Source organism: Micromonospora sp. NPDC023956, assembly GCF_040639195.1.
Taxonomy (GTDB): Bacteria; Actinomycetota; Actinomycetes; order Mycobacteriales; family Micromonosporaceae; genus Micromonospora.
Window position 1 is genome coordinate 150636 of the sequence record NZ_JBEZZN010000007.1, and the last position, 18379, is coordinate 169014.

Genomic DNA, 18379 nt, shown 5'->3' on the forward strand with positions numbered 1-18379 from the left:
AGGGGCCCCGGCGGCCACGCGGCCGGCGTGCGGCCGGGGGTGAGCGCGGGTCAGCGGGGGCGGGAGCGGGCCTTGGCGCGCAGCATCTGCTGGTCGGCGGCGTCGAAGGCGGCGCGGATGGCGTCCCGCCCCAGGGGCGCGGCCGTGTTGACCTCGGCGAAGCCGATCGTCACCCGGACCGGGGTGCCGGGGACCACGGACTCCCAGTCCTCGGTGCGGATGGCCGCGTCGATCCGGCGGGAGACCTCGGCCGCCTCGGTGATCCCGGTGCCGGCGAGCACCACCACGAACTCGTCCCCGCCGTAGCGGGCCACGAAGTCGCCACGCCGCATCACCCGGTTGATCACCCCGGCCACCCGTTGCAGCACCAGGTCGCCGGAGTGGTGGCCGTGCCGGGTGTTGACCGCCTTGAAGCCGTCCAGGTCGCAGACGCCGATGACCAGCCGTTCGCCCCGGTTGACCATGCCGGCGATGTGCCGTTCCAGGCGGCGACGGTTCGGCAGCCCGGTCAGCGGGTCGGTCAGCGCCTCACCCTCGAACCGGGCGGCCTCCCGACGCATCTCCTCGTGGTCGATCCGGGCCGCGATGCCGTCGATGTAGACGTCCCGCAGGCGGTCGTTGCGCTGCGCGGCGAGCCGGAAGGCCATCCGGTCGGCCCGGTGCGCGCCGGCGTGGTCCCCGGCGGTGCCCAGCGCGATGCTGCGCAGCCGGGCCGCTTCGGCCGCGCCGAGGGTCTCGGTGGAGACCGAGGCGGTGTCCAGCCGGGTGACCGCCTCGACCGGCCGGCCGCCGGCGATCGCCAGGCAGACCTGTCCGAGCTGACGGAAGTCGCGGGCGCGGGCGCTGTCGCCGCCGAACCCGAGCAGCCGGACCGGGTCGTTCTCGCCGTCCGTCGCCATCGGCTCGCCGAGGGCGGCGCGGCGGGCGACGGTGTAGCCGTACGCGGCGAGGCTGCTCGGACGCAGCCGGCCGGCCCGCCCGGTACGGCGGAAGCGGTCCAGGTCGGTGGCGATGTCCCGGAGCACCCGCAGGCAGCCGTCGCTGTCGCCGTTGTGGTCGAGGGCGACCGCGTTGCGCAGCCGGATGCCGGGTGCGGCGAACGTCTCCTCGGGGATGCCGGCGGCCAGCCCGAGTTGCCGGGCCTTCTCGATGGCGGTCAGCGCGTACCCGTGGAAGCTGAGGTAGGAGTACGTCATCGCCAGGTCGTGCCAGCCCCACGCGGTGTCCCGGTCCGGGTCCTCCACCGCGTCGAGCATCCGGGCGGCCCGGACCAGGTGGGTGACGCACCGGTCGAGGGCGCCCTGGTGGTGCGCGGCCAGCGCGGCCAGCGCGTGCAGGTGGCCGTGCAGGTACGGCTCGGCGAGGTCGCGGACGGCGGTGGAGGCCTCCTCGATGGCCCGGGTGAACTCGGCGGTCCGACCGAGGTTGATCAGCGCGGAGAGCCGCTGGACCCGGGCGTCGGCCCGTGCGAACGGGTCGGCGGTGGTGCGGATCACCTGGTCGAGAAGGACGCACGCCTCGGCGGACCGACTCGCCTCCTGGAGGTCGCGCGCCTTCGTGAGAGCGTCAACCTGGTCGGTGACCCGGTCGAGCCAACCCACCCGCAGCCTCCCGTCCGCGCCGACTCCGGCGCCGCACCGTGGTCGCTCGGTGACACACCCGGTGTGTCACGCCCGACGACCGGTCGACGCCACGGGGCGCACCGGAGAAGGACGCGCCTGTTCGGGGTGACGTGCGCGACGCTTCATGATTATGTCGTGACTGTCACGCCGCAACAGCCGTCCGAAGGGACGAACAACCGACACCCGTGCCCGCCGGTGCTCGCCCGGGTGACCCGGATCCTCGCCGGGGCGGGTGTCGACGCCCCCCGCGCCGAGGCGGAACTGCTCGCCGCCCACGTGCTCGGGGTGCCCCGGGGGCGGCTGCTGCTGGTCGACGGCCTCACGCCCGACCAGCTCGACCGGTTGGACGGTCTGGTGGCGCGTCGGGCGGCCCGGGAGCCGTTGCAGCACCTGACCGGGACCGCCGGCTTCCGGCACCTGGAGCTGGCGGTCGGCCCGGGTGTCTTCGTCCCCCGCCCGGAGACCGAGCTGCTGGTGGAATGGGGGATCACCCGGGCCCGGGGGAGTGCCGAGCCGCTGGTGGTGGACCTGTGCAGCGGCTCCGGCGCGGTCGCGCTCGCGGTCGCCCAGGAGGTGCCGGCGGCCCGGGTGGTGGCCGTCGAGCGGTCGGCGGCGGCACTGGTCTGGCTGCGGCGCAACGCGGCGGAGCGGGCCGCCGCCGGGGACCGGCCGATCGAGGTGGTCGAGGCGGACGTCACGGTTCCCGGGCTCCTCGACGAGCTGGCCGGCCGGGTCGACGTCCTGCTCTGCAACCCGCCGTACGTGCCGGCCGGGACCGCCGTACCGCCGGAGGTGGCCGGTCACGACCCGGCGGAGGCGGTCTTCGGTGGGGGGGACGGCCTGGCCGTGGTCCGGCCGGTGGTCGCGCGGGCGGCCCGGCTGCTCCGGCCGGGCGGGGCGCTGGCGGTCGAGCACGACGACACGCACGGCCAGGCGGTACCCGAGCTGATCATCGCCGACGGCCGGTTCGACGCCGTGACCGGCCATGTCGACCTCGCCGGTCGCCCCCGCTTCACCACCGCGCTGCGCCGCCCCGACCACGTTCCGGCCCCGGCGTGGCAGACTGGCTCCTCGTGATGCTCTACGACTGCCGGTCGCTGGCCGATCGGGACCGCGGCATCGCCGCGGCGATCGAGGCCGTCAAGAATGGCGAACTGGTCGTCCTGCCGACCGACACGGTGTACGGGGTCGGCGCGGACGCCTTCACCCCGTTCGCGGTGAAGGCGCTGCTGGACGCGAAGGGTCAGGGCCGGCAGGCGCCGCCGGTGCTGATCGGTTCCCGGCACACCCTGGACGGGCTGGTGTTCACCCTGCCCCGGGCGGCCCGCGACCTGGTCGAGGCGTTCTGGCCGGGGCCGCTGACCATCGTCGTGGAGCACTCGCCCAGCCTCCAGTGGGACCTGGGGGAGACCAACGGCGTGGTCGCCGTGCGGATGCCCCTGCACCCGGTGGCGCTGGAGGTGTTGCGGGAGACCGGCCCGATGGCGGTCTCCTCGGCGAACAAGACCGGCCAGCCGGCGGCGCTCACCGCCGAGCAGGCGCGTGACCAGCTCGCGTACGCGGTCCGCTGCTACCTGGAGGCCGGGCCCTGCCCGGATCCGGTGCCCAGCACGATCATCGACCTGACCGGCGAGGTGCCGCAGGTGGTGCGGGAGGGCGCCATCTCGTTGACCGAGCTGCGCGACGTGGTGCCCGACATCGAGAGCCAGGTGGCGTAGGTGCCGCCCTTCACCGTCCTGCACGTCTGCATGGGGAACATCTGCCGGTCGCCGATGGCGGAACGCCTGCTCGTGCTGGCCGTCCGGGAGCGGCTCGGCCGGCGCGCGCTCGACCCGGCGCGGGTCGACGACCTGCTCTACAGCCACAGCGCCGGCACCGGCGGCTGGCACGTCGGGGCGGAGATGAACCCGCCGGCGGCCCGACAGGTCGCCGCCCGGGGTGGGGACAGCGCCGGGTTCGCCGCCCGCCGGTTGCGGTCGGACCAGATCGACGCCGCCGACCTGGTGCTCACCGCCACCGCCGACCAGCAGGAGTACGTGGTGGCGCTGCGCCCGGACGCCGCCGTGCGGACGTTCGTGATGGGTGAGTTCGGCCGGCTGCTCGGCGGGGTGGACGCCGCCGGCCTGCCGCCGGCCGAGGCGTCCCCGGAGGCCGTGTACGCCCGGGGGACCGCCCTGGTCGCGGCGGTCCACGCCGCGCGTGGGGGCGCCGCCGCGCTGCCCGGTGACGACCTGGACGACCCGTGGGGTCGGGGCGACCAGTGTTTCATCCGGGTAGCCGACGAGATCGAGGAGACGGTGCAACCGCTCGCGGCGGTTCTGCTGCCCTGAGCTGACTCGAATTGTGTCGTAATTTGTGGTGTTCTGCGAATTTTATGCTGATTAGTGGAAAGCGCGACCCCGGTGGGTCGGTGCGGGCCATTCTGGACGGGTCCTAGCCCAGCTCCTGCTCCGGGAGAGCGGATGACCCAGGCCCGTCTGCACAAGCTGCTGACCGTCGTGATCGCCGGCACGCTGGCCGGGGTGGTGCTCGCCGCGGCGGCCCTGCCGCTCGCGCTGGTGCTCGGGCTCGGCTTCTCCACGCTCGCCGCGCCGTACGCGCAGCTGCCCGAGCACCTGGTCACGCCCCCCACCGCCCAGCGCTCCACGCTCTACGCCGCCGACGGCACCACCCTGATCACCTCCTTCTTCGAGGAGAACCGCGCCGACGTGCCGCTGACCGAGGTGGCCCCGGTGATGCGGCAGGCGATCCTCGCCGCCGAGGACGCCCGCTTCTACGACCACAGCGGGGTCGACCTGCGCGGGGTCGCCCGCGCGTTCACCGCCAACCAGGGCGACGGCCCGGTCCGGCAGGGTGCCTCCACGCTGACCATGCAGTACGTCCGGAACGTGCTGAGCAGCGATCCGACCCTGAGCGAGACGCAGCGCAGGGCCGCCACCGAGATCACCACCGCCCGCAAGATCCAGGAGATCCGGTACGCCCTCGCCCTCGAACGCGAACTCGACAAGGACCAGATCCTCGGCCGCTACCTCAACATCGTCTACTTCGGCTCCGGCGCGTACGGCGTCGCGGCGGCCAGCCGGCGCTACTTCTCCACGTCCCCGGCCGACCTCACCCTGGCCGAGGCGGCGTTGCTCGCCGGGCTGGTCCAGTCGCCGCACACCGACGACCCGATCCACGGCGACGCCGACGCGGCGCTGGAGCGGCGGGGGTACGTGCTGGACCGGCTGGTGGAAACCGGTGCGGTCAGCGCCGCGGAGGCCGACCGGGCCCGGGCGGAAGGGATCGCCCTGAAGCCGAGCGTGGAGCCCGACGACTGCGCGGCGGTGCCCGAGGGGCGTGACGACTGGGGGTTCTTCTGCGACTACTTCACCGACTGGTGGAAGGCGCAGCCGACGTTCGGCGGGTCGCCGGACGAGCGGGAGCGGACGCTGCGCCGGGGCGGCTTCCGGATCGTCAGCTCCCTCGACCCGGACGTGCAACGTGAGACGCAGCAGCGGGTGCTGGCGGTGTACGACACGCAGAGCCCGCACGCGCTGCCCACCGCCGTGGTGCAACCGGGCACCGGGCGGGTCCTCGCGATGGCGGTCAACCGTGGCTACGGCCTCGGCCCGAACCCGGCCGGGCAGCAGAACCGCCCCGACACCGTCAACCAGCTCGTCGCCGGGGGCGACGGCATCGTCGGCTACCAGGCCGGCTCGACCTTCAAGCTCTTCGCCCTGCTGGCCGCTCTGGAGGCCGGCGCGCCCCTGGACACCCGGTACGTCGCGCCGACGAAGATCGTCACCCGGTGGCCGGTCTCCGGGCCGACGAGCTGTGACGGACGGTGGTGCCCGGCGAACGCCGACCCACCGTCGATGGACGGTGAACGCACGATGTGGACCGCGTTCGGCCGGTCGGTCAACACGTACTTCGTCTGGCTGACGGAGCAGGTCGGCGCGGACCGGGTGGTGGAGATGGCCGAGCGGCTCGGCATCGTGCTGCGTGCCGAGGAGGACGCCCACCGGGCCCGCTACGGCGCGCGGGAGTGGGGTCCGTTCGTGCTGGGCGTCGCGGGCACCACCCCGCTCGACCTGGCCACCGCGTACGCCACGGTGGCCGCGGAGGGGGTCCGCTGCGCGCCGCTGCCGGTCCGCACGATCACCGACCGTGCCGGTCGGCCCCTGGACGACGCCCGGCCGGACTGCCGCCGGGTGCTGGACGCCGACGTGGCCCGCGCGGCGGCCGACGCGGCCCGCTGCCCGGTCGGCGACCAGTCGGCGTTCGGCCGTTGCGACGGTGGCACCGCCGCCGGCCTGCGCGAGCGGCTCGGCCGACCGGTGATCGGCAAGACCGGCAGCTCCGAGGGGTACGGCACCGAGACGGTGGTGGCCGCCACCCCGCAGCTCGCGGTCGCCGCGATGGCCACCAACCCGGACGACCCCCGCGACCCGGCCGGCAGGGCGGTGCAGGCCGAGATGGTCGACGGGGTCGCCGACATCCTCGCCGCCGCCCTGCGCAACCAGCCGGTCCGCGACTTCACGCCACCCAGCGAGACGATCGCCCGGTCCGGTGGTGCCCGCCGCGCGGGGAACTAGACCGGCCGCGCGCGGGCCCGTCCGCGTTCCCGGCGGGCGGCCGTCCGCAGGGCGCCGGTCGACGTCCGGGTCACGCGGAGGCGGGGACCGGGCCAGCCACCGGAGGACCGGTTCCGGTCCCCGCGCGGATCACCGGGGGGCCGGGGCGGCGCGGGGGGCCTGCTCGGCGCCCCGGGCGATGTTGCGGGCCATCCCGCCGAAGACCACCGCGTGGAACGGGGCGACCGCCGCCCAGTAGGTGTGCCCGGCCAGCCCGCGCGGCAGGAACACGGCGCGTTGGGTGTAGCGGCTCCCGCCGTCGTCGGTCGGCTCGACGCGCATCTCCAGCCAGGCCCGGCCCGGCAGGCGCATCTCCGCCCGCAGCCGCAGCAGCTCACCCCGGACGATCTCCTCGACCCGCCAGAAGTCGAGCGCCTCGCCCACGTGGAGTCGCTGCGGGTCACGCCGGCCCCGGCGCAGCCCCACCCCGCCGACCAGCCGGTCCAGCCACCCGCGCAGCGACCAGGCCAGCCCGAAGGAGTACCAGCCGTGCTCGCCGCCGACCCCCTCGACGACCCGCCACAGCGCCTCCGGCGGGGCGTCGACCCGACGTTCCCGGAGGTCGAGGTAGACCGAGCCGCCGGACCACTCCGGGTCGCTGGGCAACGGCTCGGCCGGCGCGTCCGGCCCGCTCGCGGTGGACCACCGCGTCTCCACCTCGCCGTGGCGGACCTTCACCAGGGCCAGCCGGACCGCCTCGTCGAAGCCGGTCAGCCCGCCCGGCGGGTCGGGGACGTACCGCGCGATGTCGTGCTCGTGGGCCACCGCCTCCTGGACCAGGCTCTCCACCAGCGGCCGGGCGATCCGGTTCGGCACCGGCGTGACCAGGCCCACCCAGTGCGAGGAGAGTGCCGGGGTCAGGGGCCGGACCGGCAGGATGATCCGGTGGCGCAGCCCGGCCACCGCGGCGTACCGCTGCATCATCGCGGCGAAGGTGAGCACGTCCGGCCCGCCGACGTCGAAGGCCCGGTGCACCTCCGGCGACAGGTCGGCGGCGGCGACCAGGTAGCGCAGCACGTCCCGGACCGCGATCGGCTGGATCCGGTTGCGTACCCAGCTCGGGGTGACCATGACCGGCAGCCGTTCGGTGAGGTACCGCAGCATCTCGAACGAGACCGAACCGGACCCGATGATCACCGCGGCCCGGAACACCACGGTCGGCACCCCGCTGGCCAGCAGGATCCGCCCCACCTCGCTGCGGGAGCGCAGGTGCGGGGAGGCGTCGGCGCCCGCCGCCGGTTCCGGCCCGCCGAGGTAGACGATCCGGCGTACGCCCGCCGCGTGGGCCGCCTGGGCGAACCGGGTGGCCGCCTCCCGGTCGGCGGCCTCGAACCCGTCCTGCCCGAGCGAGTGCACCAGGTAGTAGGCGACGTCGACGTCCGCGAAGGCGGCCGGCAGCGTCTCCGGCCGGCGCAGGTCGCCCTCCACCACCTCGGCCCGCGTCGCCCACGGCACGTCGCGCAGCCGCCCGGCGGACCGGGCCAGGCAGCGCACGGTGTGGCCCCGGTCGAGCAGTCGGGGCGCGAGCCGCCCGCCGATGTAGCCGGTGGCGCCGGTGACCAGGCATCTCATGGTCTCCAGTCTGCGGCCCCATAGACTCTGGCGTTGTGGACAACGCGACGCCCACCTTCTGGGGGCCGGATTTCGACCAGCTCAGCGCCACCGACCCGGAGATCGCGTCGGTGGTGCTCGGCGAACTGGACCGGCTGCGCGGCGGCCTCCAACTGATCGCCAGCGAGAACCTCACCTCGCCGGCGGTGCTCGCCGCGCTCGGCTCGACGCTGACGAACAAGTACGCCGAGGGCTACCCGGGTCGCCGCTACTACGGCGGCTGCGCCGAGGTGGACCGGGCCGAGGAGATCGGCATCACCCGGGCGCGGGAGCTGTTCGGCGCGGAGCACGCCAACCTCCAGCCGCACTCCGGGGCGAGCGCCAACCTGGCCGCGTACGCCGCCCTGGTGCAGCCGGGCGACACGGTGCTGGCGATGGACCTCCCGCACGGCGGTCACCTGACCCACGGTAGCCGGGTGAACTTCTCCGGCAAGTGGTTCGCCACGGTGGGCTACACCGTCCGCCCGGACACCGAGCTGATCGACTACGACGAGGTGCGGGAACTGGCCCTCGCCCACCGCCCGAAGATGATCATCTGTGGCGCGACCGCCTACCCCCGGCTGATCGACTTCGCCCGCTTCCGGGAGATCGCCGACGAGGTCGGGGCGTACCTGATGGTGGACGCGGCCCACTTCATCGGCCTGGTCGCCGGGCGGGCCGTACCCTCGCCGGTGCCGTACGCCGACGTGGTCTGCGCGACCACGCACAAGGTGCTGCGCGGGCCGCGCGGCGGCATGATCCTCTGCCGGGAGTCGCTGGCCGCCCGGATCGACAAGGCGGTCTTCCCGTTCACCCAGGGCGGTCCGCTGATGCACGCCGTCGCGGCCAAGGCCGTCGCGCTGCGCGAGGCCGCCCGGCCGGACTTCCGGGCGTACGCCGACCAGGTGGTCCGCAACGCGCGGGCGCTCGCCGACGGGCTGACGGCCGAGGGGATGCGTCCGGTCTCCGGGGGCACCGACACCCACCTCGTCCTGGTCGACCTGCGCCCGTTCGGGGTGACCGGGGCCGACGCCGAGGCGCGCTGCGACGCCGTCGGCATCACGCTGAACAAGAACGCCATCCCGTACGACCCGCAGAAGCCGATGGTCGCCTCCGGGATCCGGATCGGCACGCCCAGCGTGACCACCCAGGGCATGCGCGAGCCGCAGATGGGACGGATCGCCGCGCTGATCGCCCGGGCGGTACGGACCGACCCCGACGGGCCCACCGGGTCGAGCGACCTGACCACGATCGCCGGCGAGGTGGCCGAGCTGGTCCGCGAGTTCCCGGCGTACCCCCGGTGATCCGCCAGCGACTGCGGCACCTGGTCCTGCCGCTGCTCAGTTCCGCGGTGCTGCTGGTGCTCGCCACCGGGACCGGCTGGCTGGTCGACGGTGCGGTCGGGGCGGCCGGCGGGGCGGCCGGCGTGGCCCTGGTGAGTTTCAGCTACGCGCTGTCGAGCCTGGCGATCGCCTGGGCCGACTCCGTGCACCCGAAGTTGGTGATGAGCGTCGGGCTCACCACGTACGTCACCAAGTTCCTGTTGTTCGGGGTGGTGATGTTCGGCGTCGTCGACACCGGCTGGGGCGGAATCCGGATGATGGCCGCCGCGATGATCGTCGCGACCATCGGCTGGGTGTCCGCCCAGGTCTGGTGGACATTCCGCGATCATCGTCCGCAGGTGGACACACCGGGTGACTGAATTCGGCTGTCGGGTTGCCGTCGCCACGCCGGGGATGGAGTTTCGTCAAGCGCGAGACAGGCGTAGCCTATCGGCCAGTCGAGGCTTCCCTGACCCACACGACCAGGTTGTGCGGGGGGTGACTCACAGCCTCATTCGAGCGGCTGATACCGTTCGCTCCGTCATGGCCGACGACCGATCCGACAAACGTTCCGCACCCCAGGGTGTGGACGCGGGTTGGGCTGCGGTCGGTTACCTGCTCGGCGGCATGGCCGTCTGGGGCGGGGCCGGCTGGCTCGTCGACCGGTGGCTGGACCTTCCGAACGTCGGGTTGCTGATCGGGCTGATCGGCGGCACGGCTGCGGGGGTCTACCTGACCATGAAGAGGCTGGGCGCCTGACCATGCCCGACCGACGGAGGGTTCGAGTTGACTGAGCTGCCGACCTATGCCGCCGCGGACATCCGGGCGGCGGAGTTCCCCCCCGGCGTTGACAGCTTCAACTACCGCAGCCTGATTCCCGGCTTCGAGGGGACGGCCTGGGAGCCGGCCTTCACCAAGATCGCTCTGCTGGTCTGGGTCGCGGCCGCCATCGCCATCCTCTTCTTCCTGGTCAGCTACCGGAACCCGCAGCTGGTCCCGACCAAGCGGCAGTGGCTGGCCGAGTCGGTCTACGGCCTGGCCCGGGACAACATCGCCAAGGACATCATCGGCCAGAAGGGCGTCCGCTTCGCGCCCTACCTCGCCACGCTCTTCGTCTTCATCCTGCTGCTGAACCTCTGGGGCATCGTCCCGTTCGCGCAGATCTCGCCGAGCTCGCACATCGCCTTCCCGATCGTGCTGGCCGCCTCCAGCTGGCTGGTCTACGTCGGGGTGGGCATCCGCAAGCACGGCTTCCTCGGCTACATCAAGGCCAGCTGCTGGGTCAGCGGCGCACCGCTCTGGGTGCAGCCGATCCTGGTGCCGATCGAGTTCGTGTCGAACCTGGTGCTGCGCCCGGTCACCCTCGCGGTCCGGTTGTTCGCCAACATGTTCGCCGGCCACATGATCCTGCTGGTCTTCACCCTCGGCGGCGTCGCGCTGCTCAACGCGGAGTCGATCTTCATCAAGCCGGTCGCGCTGCTCAGCTGGGCCATGGCGATCCTGATGACCTTCTTCGAGCTCGGCATCCTGATCCTGCAGGCGTACGTGTTCACCCTGCTCACCGCGACCTACCTGCAGTCCTCGCTCGCCGACGAGCACTGAGGCGTCGGCGCGCACCGCTCCATCCCCCCGAGTACGACAACTGAAAAGTTCACCTAGTCGAACGCGTGACGGTCACGCGTTCCCCGCAGGAGGAAACCAACCATGTTCCTGGCCGAGATCTCAGGCAACGTCAACGTCATCGGCTATGGCATCGCGGCACTCGGCCCGGGCATCGGTGTGGGTCTGGTGTTCGCCGCCTACATCCAGGCGACCGCCCGCCAGCCGGAGAGCGCCGGCCTGACCCGGGTCTACATGTTCATGGGCTTCGCCGTGGTCGAGGCGCTCGCCCTGCTCGGTCTGGTCCTCGCGTTCGCCCTCGGCGGCTGAGACCCAGCCAGCGTTCAGCTGAACCGGCCGGTCCCTCGTGGTCGGCCGCTGGCGAAGGGGAGTGTCCATGTACCTAGCAGCGGAAGAGGGCGGGAACATCCTGCTCCCGCCCCTGGCTGAGATCATCGTCGGTCTCGTCGCGTTCGGCCTCGTCCTCTGGGTCCTGAGCAAGTTCGTCTTCCCCCGCATGGAAGCGATGTACCAGGCCCGGGTCGACGCCATCGAGGGTGGCATCAAGCGCGCCGAGGCCGCCCAGGCCGAGGCGAACCAGCTCCTCGAGCAGTACCGCGCGCAGCTCGCCGAGGCGCGCACCGACGCCGCCAAGATCCGGGACGACGCCCGTGCCGACGCGGAGGGCATCCGGCAGGACGTCCTCGCCAAGGCGCGCGAGGAGTCCGACCGGATCATCGCGGCCGGCAAGGAGCAGCTCGCCGCCGAGCGGGCCACCATCGTGCGTGAGTTGCGCACGGAGGTCGGCACCATCGCGGTCGAGCTGGCCAGCAAGATCGTCGGCGAGTCGCTGGCCGACGAGGCCCGTCGCAAGGGCACCGTCGAGCGGTTCCTCACCGACCTCGAGAGCACGGGGGCCCGCTGATGCAGGCCGCCAGCCGGGAGTCGTACCGGGCCGCCGACGAGCACCTGGCGACGTACGCGCGTGGCGTGCAGCCGGACGCCGTGGTCGCCACGGCGGACGACCTGCTCGCCGTGGCGGCCCTGCTGCGGCGGGAGCCCCGGCTGCGCCGGGCGCTCTCCGAGCCGGCCCGGTCCGGCGCGGACCGGGCCGGGCTCCTCGGCGACATGCTGCGGGGCAAGATCGACGCGGGTGCGCTCGACCTGCTGGCCACCCTGGTCTCCGGCCGCTGGTCGGCACCGTCGGAACTGCTCGACGGCGCCGAACGGCTCGGGGTGGAGGCGCTGCTGGCCAGCGCCGACGCCGCCGGCGACCTGGCCGAGGTCGAGGACGAGCTGTTCCGCTTCGGTCAGGTGGTCGCCGCCGAGCCGGCGCTCGCCGCAGCGCTGGGCGACTCGACGGCCTCGGCCGAGCAGCGGGCCGCCCTGGCCCGGGACCTGCTCGCCGGCAAGGCCCGTCCGGTCACCCTCCGCCTCGTCGAGGTGGCGCTCAACGGGTTCGGCGGGCGCTCCCTCACCGGTGCGCTCACCCGACTGGTCGAGCTGGTCGGCGAGCGTCGGGAGCGGCAGATCGCCTACGTGACGGTGGCGGCCCCGTTGACCGAGGACGAGGAGCGCCGACTGGGTGCCCGCCTCGCCGCGATATACGGTCGGGAGGTCTCCATCAAGCAGACGGTGGACCCCGAGATCCTCGGTGGGGTGAGCGTGCGGGTCGGTTCCGACCTGTACGACGGCACGGTCCTGCGCCGCCTCAACGAGACCCGCAACGCGCTCGCGAAGCGCTGACCAGCCCCGCCGCTCAGCGCCCTGAATGACAGACGCCATTCGGACCGGTCGGTACTAGGTATCCCGGGCCCCTGATACTTAAGGAAGCAGAGGATGGCCGAGCTGACCATCTCGACGGAGGAGATCCGCGGCGCCCTGGAGCGCTACGTCTCCTCCTACTCGCCCGACGTCTCCCGCGAGGAGGTCGGCACCGTCGCCGACACCGGTGACGGTATCGCCCACGTCGAGGGCCTCCCCTCGACCATGACCAACGAGCTCCTGGAGTTCGAGGACGGCACGCTCGGCGTGGCGCTGAACCTCGACGTCCGGGAGATCGGTGTCGTCGTCCTCGGCGACTCCGCCAAGCTCGAGGAGGGCCAGCGCGTCAAGCGCACCGGCCGGGTGCTCTCGGTGCCGGTCGGCGACGCCTTCCTCGGCCGCGTGGTCAACGCGCTCGGCCAGCCGATCGACGGCCTGGGCGACATCGCCAACGAGGGCTTCCGTGAGCTGGAGCTCCAGGCCCCGAACGTGATGTCCCGGCAGTCCGTGGAGGAGCCGCTCCAGACCGGCATCAAGGCGGTCGACGCCATGACGCCGATCGGCCGGGGTCAGCGGCAGCTGATCATCGGTGACCGGAAGACCGGCAAGACCACGGTCGCGCTGGACACCATCCTCAACCAGCGGGACAACTGGCGCACCGGCGACCCGAAGAAGCAGGTCCGCTGCATCTACGTCGCCATCGGCCAGAAGGCCTCCACGATCGCCTCGATCAAGGGCATCCTGGAGGAGGCGGGCGCGATGGAGTACACCACCATCGTCGCCTCGCCCGCGTCCGACCCGGCCGGCTTCAAGTACCTCGCCCCCTACACCGGCTCGTCCATCGGGCAGCACTGGATGTACGGCGGCAAGCACGTCCTGATCGTCTTCGACGACCTGAGCAAGCAGGCCGAGGCGTACCGCGCGGTCTCGCTGCTGCTGCGTCGTCCGCCGGGCCGTGAGGCGTACCCGGGTGACGTCTTCTACCTGCACTCCCGGCTGCTGGAGCGCTGCGCGAAGCTCTCCGACGAGCTGGGCGGCGGCTCGATGACCGGTCTGCCGATCATCGAGACGAAGGCCAACGACATCTCGGCCTTCATCCCGACCAACGTCATCTCGATCACCGACGGTCAGATCTTCCTCGAGACCGACCTCTTCAACCAGGGCGTCCGGCCGGCGATCAACGTCGGTACCTCGGTCTCCCGGGTGGGTGGTGCCGCCCAGGTCAAGCCGATGAAGAAGGTCGCCGGCTCGCTGCGGCTCAACCTGGCCCAGTACCGCGAGCTGGAGGCGTTCGCCGCCTTCGCCTCCGACCTGGACCGGGCCTCCCGGGCCCAGCTGGAGCGCGGTGCCCGCCTGGTGGAGCTGCTCAAGCAGCCGAACTACTCGCCGTACCCGGTGCAGGAGCAGGTCGTCTCGGTCTGGGCCGGCACCGAGGGCAAGCTGGACGACATCCCGGTGGGCGACGTCCGCCGCTTCGAGTCGGAGTTCCTCCAGCACCTGCGGCACAAGCACGAGGGCGTCCTGGCCGGTATCGCCGACAACAAGTGGGACGACGAGATCATCGGCTCGCTGGACCGGGCGATCACCGAGTTCAAGCAGCTCTTCCTCGGCAACGAGGGCGAGCGCCGGATCAACGAGGCCCCGGCCAAGCCGCTGGAGGGCGAGGTGGGCCGCGAGAAGGTCACCCGCTACAGCGGCGACGACGTCGAGAAGCAGTAGGGCTGACTCATGGCGGCCCAGGTACGCGTTCTTCGTCAACGGATCCGCTCGGCGAAGGGGATGAAGAAGATCACCAAGGCGATGGAGCTCGTGGCCACGAGCCGCATCGCCAAGGCCCAGACCCGGGTGGCGGCTTCCCTGCCGTACGCCCAGGCCATCACCGGCGTGCTCACGGCGCTGGCCTCCAACGCGCGGATCGACCACCCGCTGCTCACCCCGCGCGAGCGGGTGCGGCGGGCGGGCGTCCTGCTGGTGACCTCCGACCGGGGCCTGGCCGGCGGTTACAGCTCCAACGCGATCCGGATGGCGGAGTCGCTGGTCTCCCGGTTGCAGGCCGAGGGCAAGGAGCCGGTGCTCTACGTCATCGGTCGCAAGGGCGTCGGCTTCTACCGGTTCCGTAACCGGCCGGTCGAGGCGAGCTGGACCGGCTTCTCCGAGCAGCCGGACTTCGCCTCCGCCCGCGAGGTGGGCGAGACCCTGATCCGGGCGTTCGCGGCCGGTGCGGACGACGTCGACGGCGGGGCCGGGCCGGACGGCGTGCGCGGCGTGGACGAGTTGCACATCGTCTACACCGAGTTCAAGTCCCTCATCACCCAGGTCCCGGTGGCGAAGGTCATCGGTCCGATGCAGATCGAGGACCGGCCCCGGTCCGAGGGTCTGCTGCCGGCCTACGAGTTCGAGCCGGATGCGGAGGCGCTGCTCGACGCGCTGCTGCCGAAGTACATCAACACGCGGATCTACGCGGCGCTGTTGGAGTCGGCGGCGAGCGAGTCGGCCGCGCGGCGGCGGGCGATGAAGAGCGCCACCGACAACGCCGAAGAGATGATCGAGAAGTACACGCGGGAGATGAACTCGGCCCGCCAGGCCGGAATCACCCAGGAGATCAGCGAGATCGTCGGCGGCGCGAACGCGCTCGCCGCGTCGGGAAGTGAAGTGTGATGACTGTTTCCGCAGTTGCTGGTGGACCAGCTGAGACCAAGACGGCCACGGGTCGCGTGGTCCGGGTCATCGGCCCGGTCGTCGACGCCGAGTTCCCGCGCGACGCCATGCCGGCCCTGTTCAACGCCCTGCACGTCGACGTGACGCTCTCCGGCGGTGAGAAGACGCTGACCCTGGAGGTCGCTCAGCACCTGGGCGACAACCTGGTCCGCGCGATCTCGATGCAGCCGACCGACGGCCTGGTCCGGGGGGCCGGGGTACGCGACACCGGCTCGCCGATCACCGTGCCGGTGGGCAACGCGGTCAAGGGCCGCGTGTTCAACGCCATCGGTGAGTGCCTCAACCTGCCCGAGGGCGAGACCCTCCAGCCCGACGACTACTGGGGCATCCACCGCAAGGCCCCGGCCTTCGCGGACCTGGAGCCGAAGACCGAGATGCTGGAGACCGGCATCAAGGTCATCGACCTGCTCGCCCCGTACGTCAAGGGCGGCAAGATCGGCCTGTTCGGTGGCGCGGGCGTGGGCAAGACGGTGCTCATCCAGGAGATGATCACCCGGGTGGCCCGGAACTTCGGTGGTACCTCGGTCTTCGCCGGCGTGGGGGAGCGGACCCGTGAGGGCAACGACCTCATCGCCGAGATGACCGAGTCCGGCGTCATCGACAAGACCGCGCTGGTCTACGGCCAGATGGACGAGCCGCCGGGCACCCGGCTGCGGGTCGCCCTCTCCGCGCTGACCATGGCGGAGTACTTCCGCGACGTGCAGAAGCAGGAGGTGCTGCTCTTCATCGACAACATCTTCCGCTTCACCCAGGCCGGTTCCGAGGTCTCCACCCTGCTCGGCCGGATGCCGAGCGCGGTGGGCTACCAGCCGACCCTGGCCGACGAGATGGGCGAGCTCCAGGAGCGGATCACCTCCGTCCGGGGCCAGGCCATCACCTCGTTGCAGGCGATCTACGTGCCGGCGGACGACTACACCGACCCCGCCCCGGCCACCACGTTCGCCCACCTCGACGCCACCACCAACCTGGAGCGGTCGATCTCCGACAAGGGCATCTACCCGGCGGTGGACCCGCTGGCGTCCTCGTCCCGGATCCTCGCCCCGGAGTTCGTCGGCGCCGAGCACTTCGCGGTCGCGACCGAGGTCAAGCGGATCCTCCAGAAGTACAAGGACCTGCAGGACATCATCGCGATCCTCGGTATCGAGGAGCTCTCCGAGGAGGACAAGCTCACCGTCGGCCGGGCCCGTCGGATCGAGCGCTTCCTGTCGCAGAACACCTACGCCGCCGAGCAGTTCACCGGCGTGCCGGGTTCGACGGTCCCGATCCAGGAGACCATCGAGGCGTTCAAGAAGATCAGCGAGGGCGAGTACGACCACTTCCCCGAGCAGGCCTTCTTCATGTGCGGCGGCCTCGAGGACCTGGAGCGCAAGGCAGCGGAGCTGATGAAGGAGGACTGACCCACCGGTCAGTCTGACCGTCCGGTCAGCTTTGTCCGAGGCCGTCCCGGTTCGCCGGGGCGGCCTCGGTCGTTCCGCGTGTCGAGTTGACAGGCCCACGCCGCTCGATGCGACAGTTGCCGTACCGGCGAGGTACCGTCGATCCCGCAACATTCACGTCTTCAGCGTTGACTTCCACGTTTGATCAGGTGGCTTGCGCCCGCTTCCTCCTCATGGGCGTGTCGAATGGAGATACACGTGGCTCGGAGCGGTAAGCGGGGCGCGAAGTCGTCCGTATGGGCGGGAGTGCCCCGCTGGGCGCGACTGTGCACGGTGTTCGGCACCGTGCTGCTGATGCTCAGCGGTGCCGTGCTGGTGGGCTACGAGGCCCTGCTCAGCCGGTACGAAGGCTCGGTCGGCAAGGGTGACCTCTTCGGTGACAACGCGGCCGGGGCGCAGGAGCGCCGCAAGGAGATCAAGGGGCCGCTCAACATCCTGTTGGTCGGGGTGGATCCCCGCAAGCCGACGGATCCCCCGCTCGCCGACTCGATCATGATCATGCACATTTCGGCCGAGCTGGACCGGGCGTACCTCTTCTCCATGCCGCGTGACCTGCGCGTGGAGATCCCCGCGTTCAGCAAGTCCGGGTTCGACGGGGGCACCGACAAGCTCAACGCCGCCATGTCGTACGGCAGCCGGGTCTCCGGTCGGAACCCGGACGCGAACCTCGGTTTCGAACTGCTCGCCAAGACCATTCAGCAGGAGACCGGTATCGCCCGCTTCGACGCCGGGGCGATCATCAACTTCAGCGGCTTCAAGAAGATCGTCGACGCGATGGGCGGCGTCGAGATGTACATCGAGCGCGAGGTGCGTTCCGAGCACCGCGAGCCGGACGGCACCCACCGCGAACTCCGGCCGGGCGGCGGGGGCTACCTCGGCCCGCAGGCGGTCTACGAGAAGGGCACCCACCGGCTCGAGGGGTGGCAGGCGCTGGACTACGTCCGGCAGCGTTACCCGAAGAACGGCGTGCCGGACGGCGACTACGGCCGCCAGCGCCACCAGCAGCAGTTCGTCAAGGCGATGGCGAGCCAGGCGTTCAGCGCGGACGTGGTGACCAACCCGATCAAGCTGGACCGGGTGCTCCGGGCTGCCGGCGAGTCGCTGATCTTCAGCGGCCGGGGCAACAGCATCGTCGACTTCGCGTTCGCCCTCAAGAACCTGCGACCGGACTCGATCCAGATGGTCAAGCTGCCGGCGGAGGGCATCGGTACCGGCTCGGCCTACCGGGGCGAGCGCTTCCTGGCCGGGGCGGACGACTTCTTCGCCTCCCTGCACAACGGGACGGTCGACGCGTTCATGCTCGAACACCCCGATTTCCAGAACAAGACCAAGTAGGGAGTGTCGCAGCTCTCGGTACCCGCGTTAGGGGGGCAGGGGGCGCGCGACTAGACTTCTGCCAACCGCCCGCCGCAGCAAGGAGACAGCGTGGCACAGCAGCTTCACGTCGAGCTCGTAGCCGTCGAGGAGAAGGTCTGGTCCGGCGAGGCCGAGATGCTCGTCGCCCGGACGACCGAGGGCGAGCTGGGTGTCCTGGCCGGCCACGCACCCCTGCTCGGCCAGCTCGCCGAGCCCGGCCAGGTCCGGATCAAGCTGCCCGGCGGCGGACAGGTCGCCTACGAGGTGGCCGGCGGATTCCTCTCGGTCAGCCGGGAGGGCGTGACGGTGCTCGCCGAGAGCGCCACCCCGGTCTCCGGCGCGCAGAGCCGCTGAGC

The 18379-nt window shown here is 71.9% G+C and carries 18 protein-coding genes; 16 read left to right on the top strand and 2 right to left on the bottom strand.

What is annotated here, in order from left to right; translation table 11 throughout:
• Nucleotides 1-50: 50 nt before the first annotated feature.
• Nucleotides 51-1601, bottom strand: coding sequence for a GGDEF domain-containing protein (locus AB0F58_RS16040; protein ID WP_357142932.1), 1551 nt, complete (start codon nt 1599-1601; stop codon nt 51-53).
• 156 nt (nt 1602-1757) lie between these two features.
• On the opposite strand from AB0F58_RS16040, the gene prmC reads away from it, so the two are divergent.
• The 4 genes from prmC to AB0F58_RS16060 all read left to right on the top strand — a co-directional run bounded on the left by prmC (nt 1758) and on the right by AB0F58_RS16060 (nt 6199).
• On the top strand, nt 1758-2699 hold the full coding sequence (prmC, locus tag AB0F58_RS16045) for a peptide chain release factor N(5)-glutamine methyltransferase (RefSeq protein ID WP_357142934.1): 942 nt from the start codon (nt 1758-1760) through the stop codon (nt 2697-2699).
• The gene (locus tag AB0F58_RS16050) at nt 2699-3340 is read left to right on the top strand and encodes an L-threonylcarbamoyladenylate synthase (protein WP_357143256.1); all 642 of its coding nucleotides are present in this window, start codon (nt 2699-2701) and stop codon (nt 3338-3340) included. The genes prmC and AB0F58_RS16050 overlap by 1 nt, the downstream gene beginning before the upstream one ends.
• Nucleotides 3341-3952 carry a phosphotyrosine protein phosphatase gene (locus AB0F58_RS16055; protein WP_357142936.1) on the top strand — a complete coding sequence of 204 codons (612 nt, stop codon included), beginning with the start codon at nt 3341-3343 and terminating at the stop codon, nt 3950-3952.
• Nucleotides 3953-4084: 132 nt separating this feature from the next.
• Entirely contained in the window at nt 4085-6199 is a 2115-nt protein-coding gene (locus AB0F58_RS16060) for a transglycosylase domain-containing protein (protein ID WP_357142938.1), read from the top strand.
• A 129-nt stretch (nt 6200-6328) separates the two neighbouring features.
• On the opposite strand, the gene AB0F58_RS16065 is transcribed toward AB0F58_RS16060, so the two are convergent.
• A complete protein-coding gene (locus AB0F58_RS16065) occupies nt 6329-7810 on the bottom strand; it encodes an SDR family oxidoreductase (RefSeq protein ID WP_357142940.1) in 1482 nt (493 codons plus the stop codon).
• A 35-nt stretch (nt 7811-7845) separates the two neighbouring features.
• Between AB0F58_RS16065 and glyA the strand changes: the two genes are divergently transcribed.
• From glyA to AB0F58_RS16125, 12 genes are all read left to right on the top strand, one after another.
• Nucleotides 7846-9132 (top strand): serine hydroxymethyltransferase, encoded by a 1287-nt coding sequence (gene glyA / locus AB0F58_RS16070; RefSeq protein ID WP_357142942.1) that lies wholly within the window; start codon nt 7846-7848, stop codon nt 9130-9132.
• Nucleotides 9129-9530, top strand: coding sequence for a hypothetical protein (locus tag AB0F58_RS16075; RefSeq protein WP_357142945.1), 402 nt, complete (start codon nt 9129-9131; stop codon nt 9528-9530). The genes glyA and AB0F58_RS16075 overlap by 4 nt, the downstream gene beginning before the upstream one ends.
• Nucleotides 9531-9693: 163 nt before the next feature.
• The gene (locus AB0F58_RS16080; protein ID WP_357142947.1) at nt 9694-9909 is read left to right on the top strand and encodes a hypothetical protein; all 216 of its coding nucleotides are present in this window, start codon (nt 9694-9696) and stop codon (nt 9907-9909) included.
• 27 nt (nt 9910-9936) lie between these two features.
• The gene (gene atpB, locus AB0F58_RS16085; RefSeq protein WP_357142949.1) at nt 9937-10752 is read left to right on the top strand and encodes a F0F1 ATP synthase subunit A; all 816 of its coding nucleotides are present in this window, start codon (nt 9937-9939) and stop codon (nt 10750-10752) included.
• Between the two features lie 102 nt (nt 10753-10854).
• Nucleotides 10855-11079, top strand: a complete 225-nt coding sequence (gene atpE / locus AB0F58_RS16090) for an ATP synthase F0 subunit C (RefSeq protein ID WP_091450848.1) — start codon at nt 10855-10857, stop codon at nt 11077-11079.
• 67 nt (nt 11080-11146) lie between these two features.
• The gene (locus tag AB0F58_RS16095; RefSeq protein ID WP_088982365.1) at nt 11147-11674 is read left to right on the top strand and encodes a F0F1 ATP synthase subunit B; all 528 of its coding nucleotides are present in this window, start codon (nt 11147-11149) and stop codon (nt 11672-11674) included.
• Nucleotides 11674-12495, top strand: coding sequence for a F0F1 ATP synthase subunit delta (locus tag AB0F58_RS16100; RefSeq protein ID WP_357142952.1), 822 nt, complete (start codon nt 11674-11676; stop codon nt 12493-12495). Before AB0F58_RS16095 ends, AB0F58_RS16100 begins: the two co-directional genes overlap by 1 nt.
• A gap of 93 nt (nt 12496-12588) precedes the next feature.
• The gene (atpA, locus tag AB0F58_RS16105; RefSeq protein WP_357142954.1) at nt 12589-14232 is read left to right on the top strand and encodes a F0F1 ATP synthase subunit alpha; all 1644 of its coding nucleotides are present in this window, start codon (nt 12589-12591) and stop codon (nt 14230-14232) included.
• Nucleotides 14233-14241: 9 nt separating this feature from the next.
• Entirely contained in the window at nt 14242-15171 is a 930-nt protein-coding gene (locus AB0F58_RS16110) for a F0F1 ATP synthase subunit gamma (RefSeq protein ID WP_357142956.1), read from the top strand.
• On the top strand, nt 15171-16628 hold the full coding sequence (atpD, locus tag AB0F58_RS16115; protein WP_357142958.1) for a F0F1 ATP synthase subunit beta: 1458 nt from the start codon (nt 15171-15173) through the stop codon (nt 16626-16628). The genes AB0F58_RS16110 and atpD overlap by 1 nt, the downstream gene beginning before the upstream one ends.
• Before the next feature lie 231 nt (nt 16629-16859).
• Nucleotides 16860-18002 carry an LCP family protein gene (locus tag AB0F58_RS16120; RefSeq protein WP_357143258.1) on the top strand — a complete coding sequence of 381 codons (1143 nt, stop codon included), beginning with the start codon at nt 16860-16862 and terminating at the stop codon, nt 18000-18002.
• A gap of 90 nt (nt 18003-18092) precedes the next feature.
• Entirely contained in the window at nt 18093-18377 is a 285-nt protein-coding gene (locus AB0F58_RS16125) for a F0F1 ATP synthase subunit epsilon (protein ID WP_357142961.1), read from the top strand.
• Nucleotides 18378-18379: the final 2 nt, after the last annotated feature.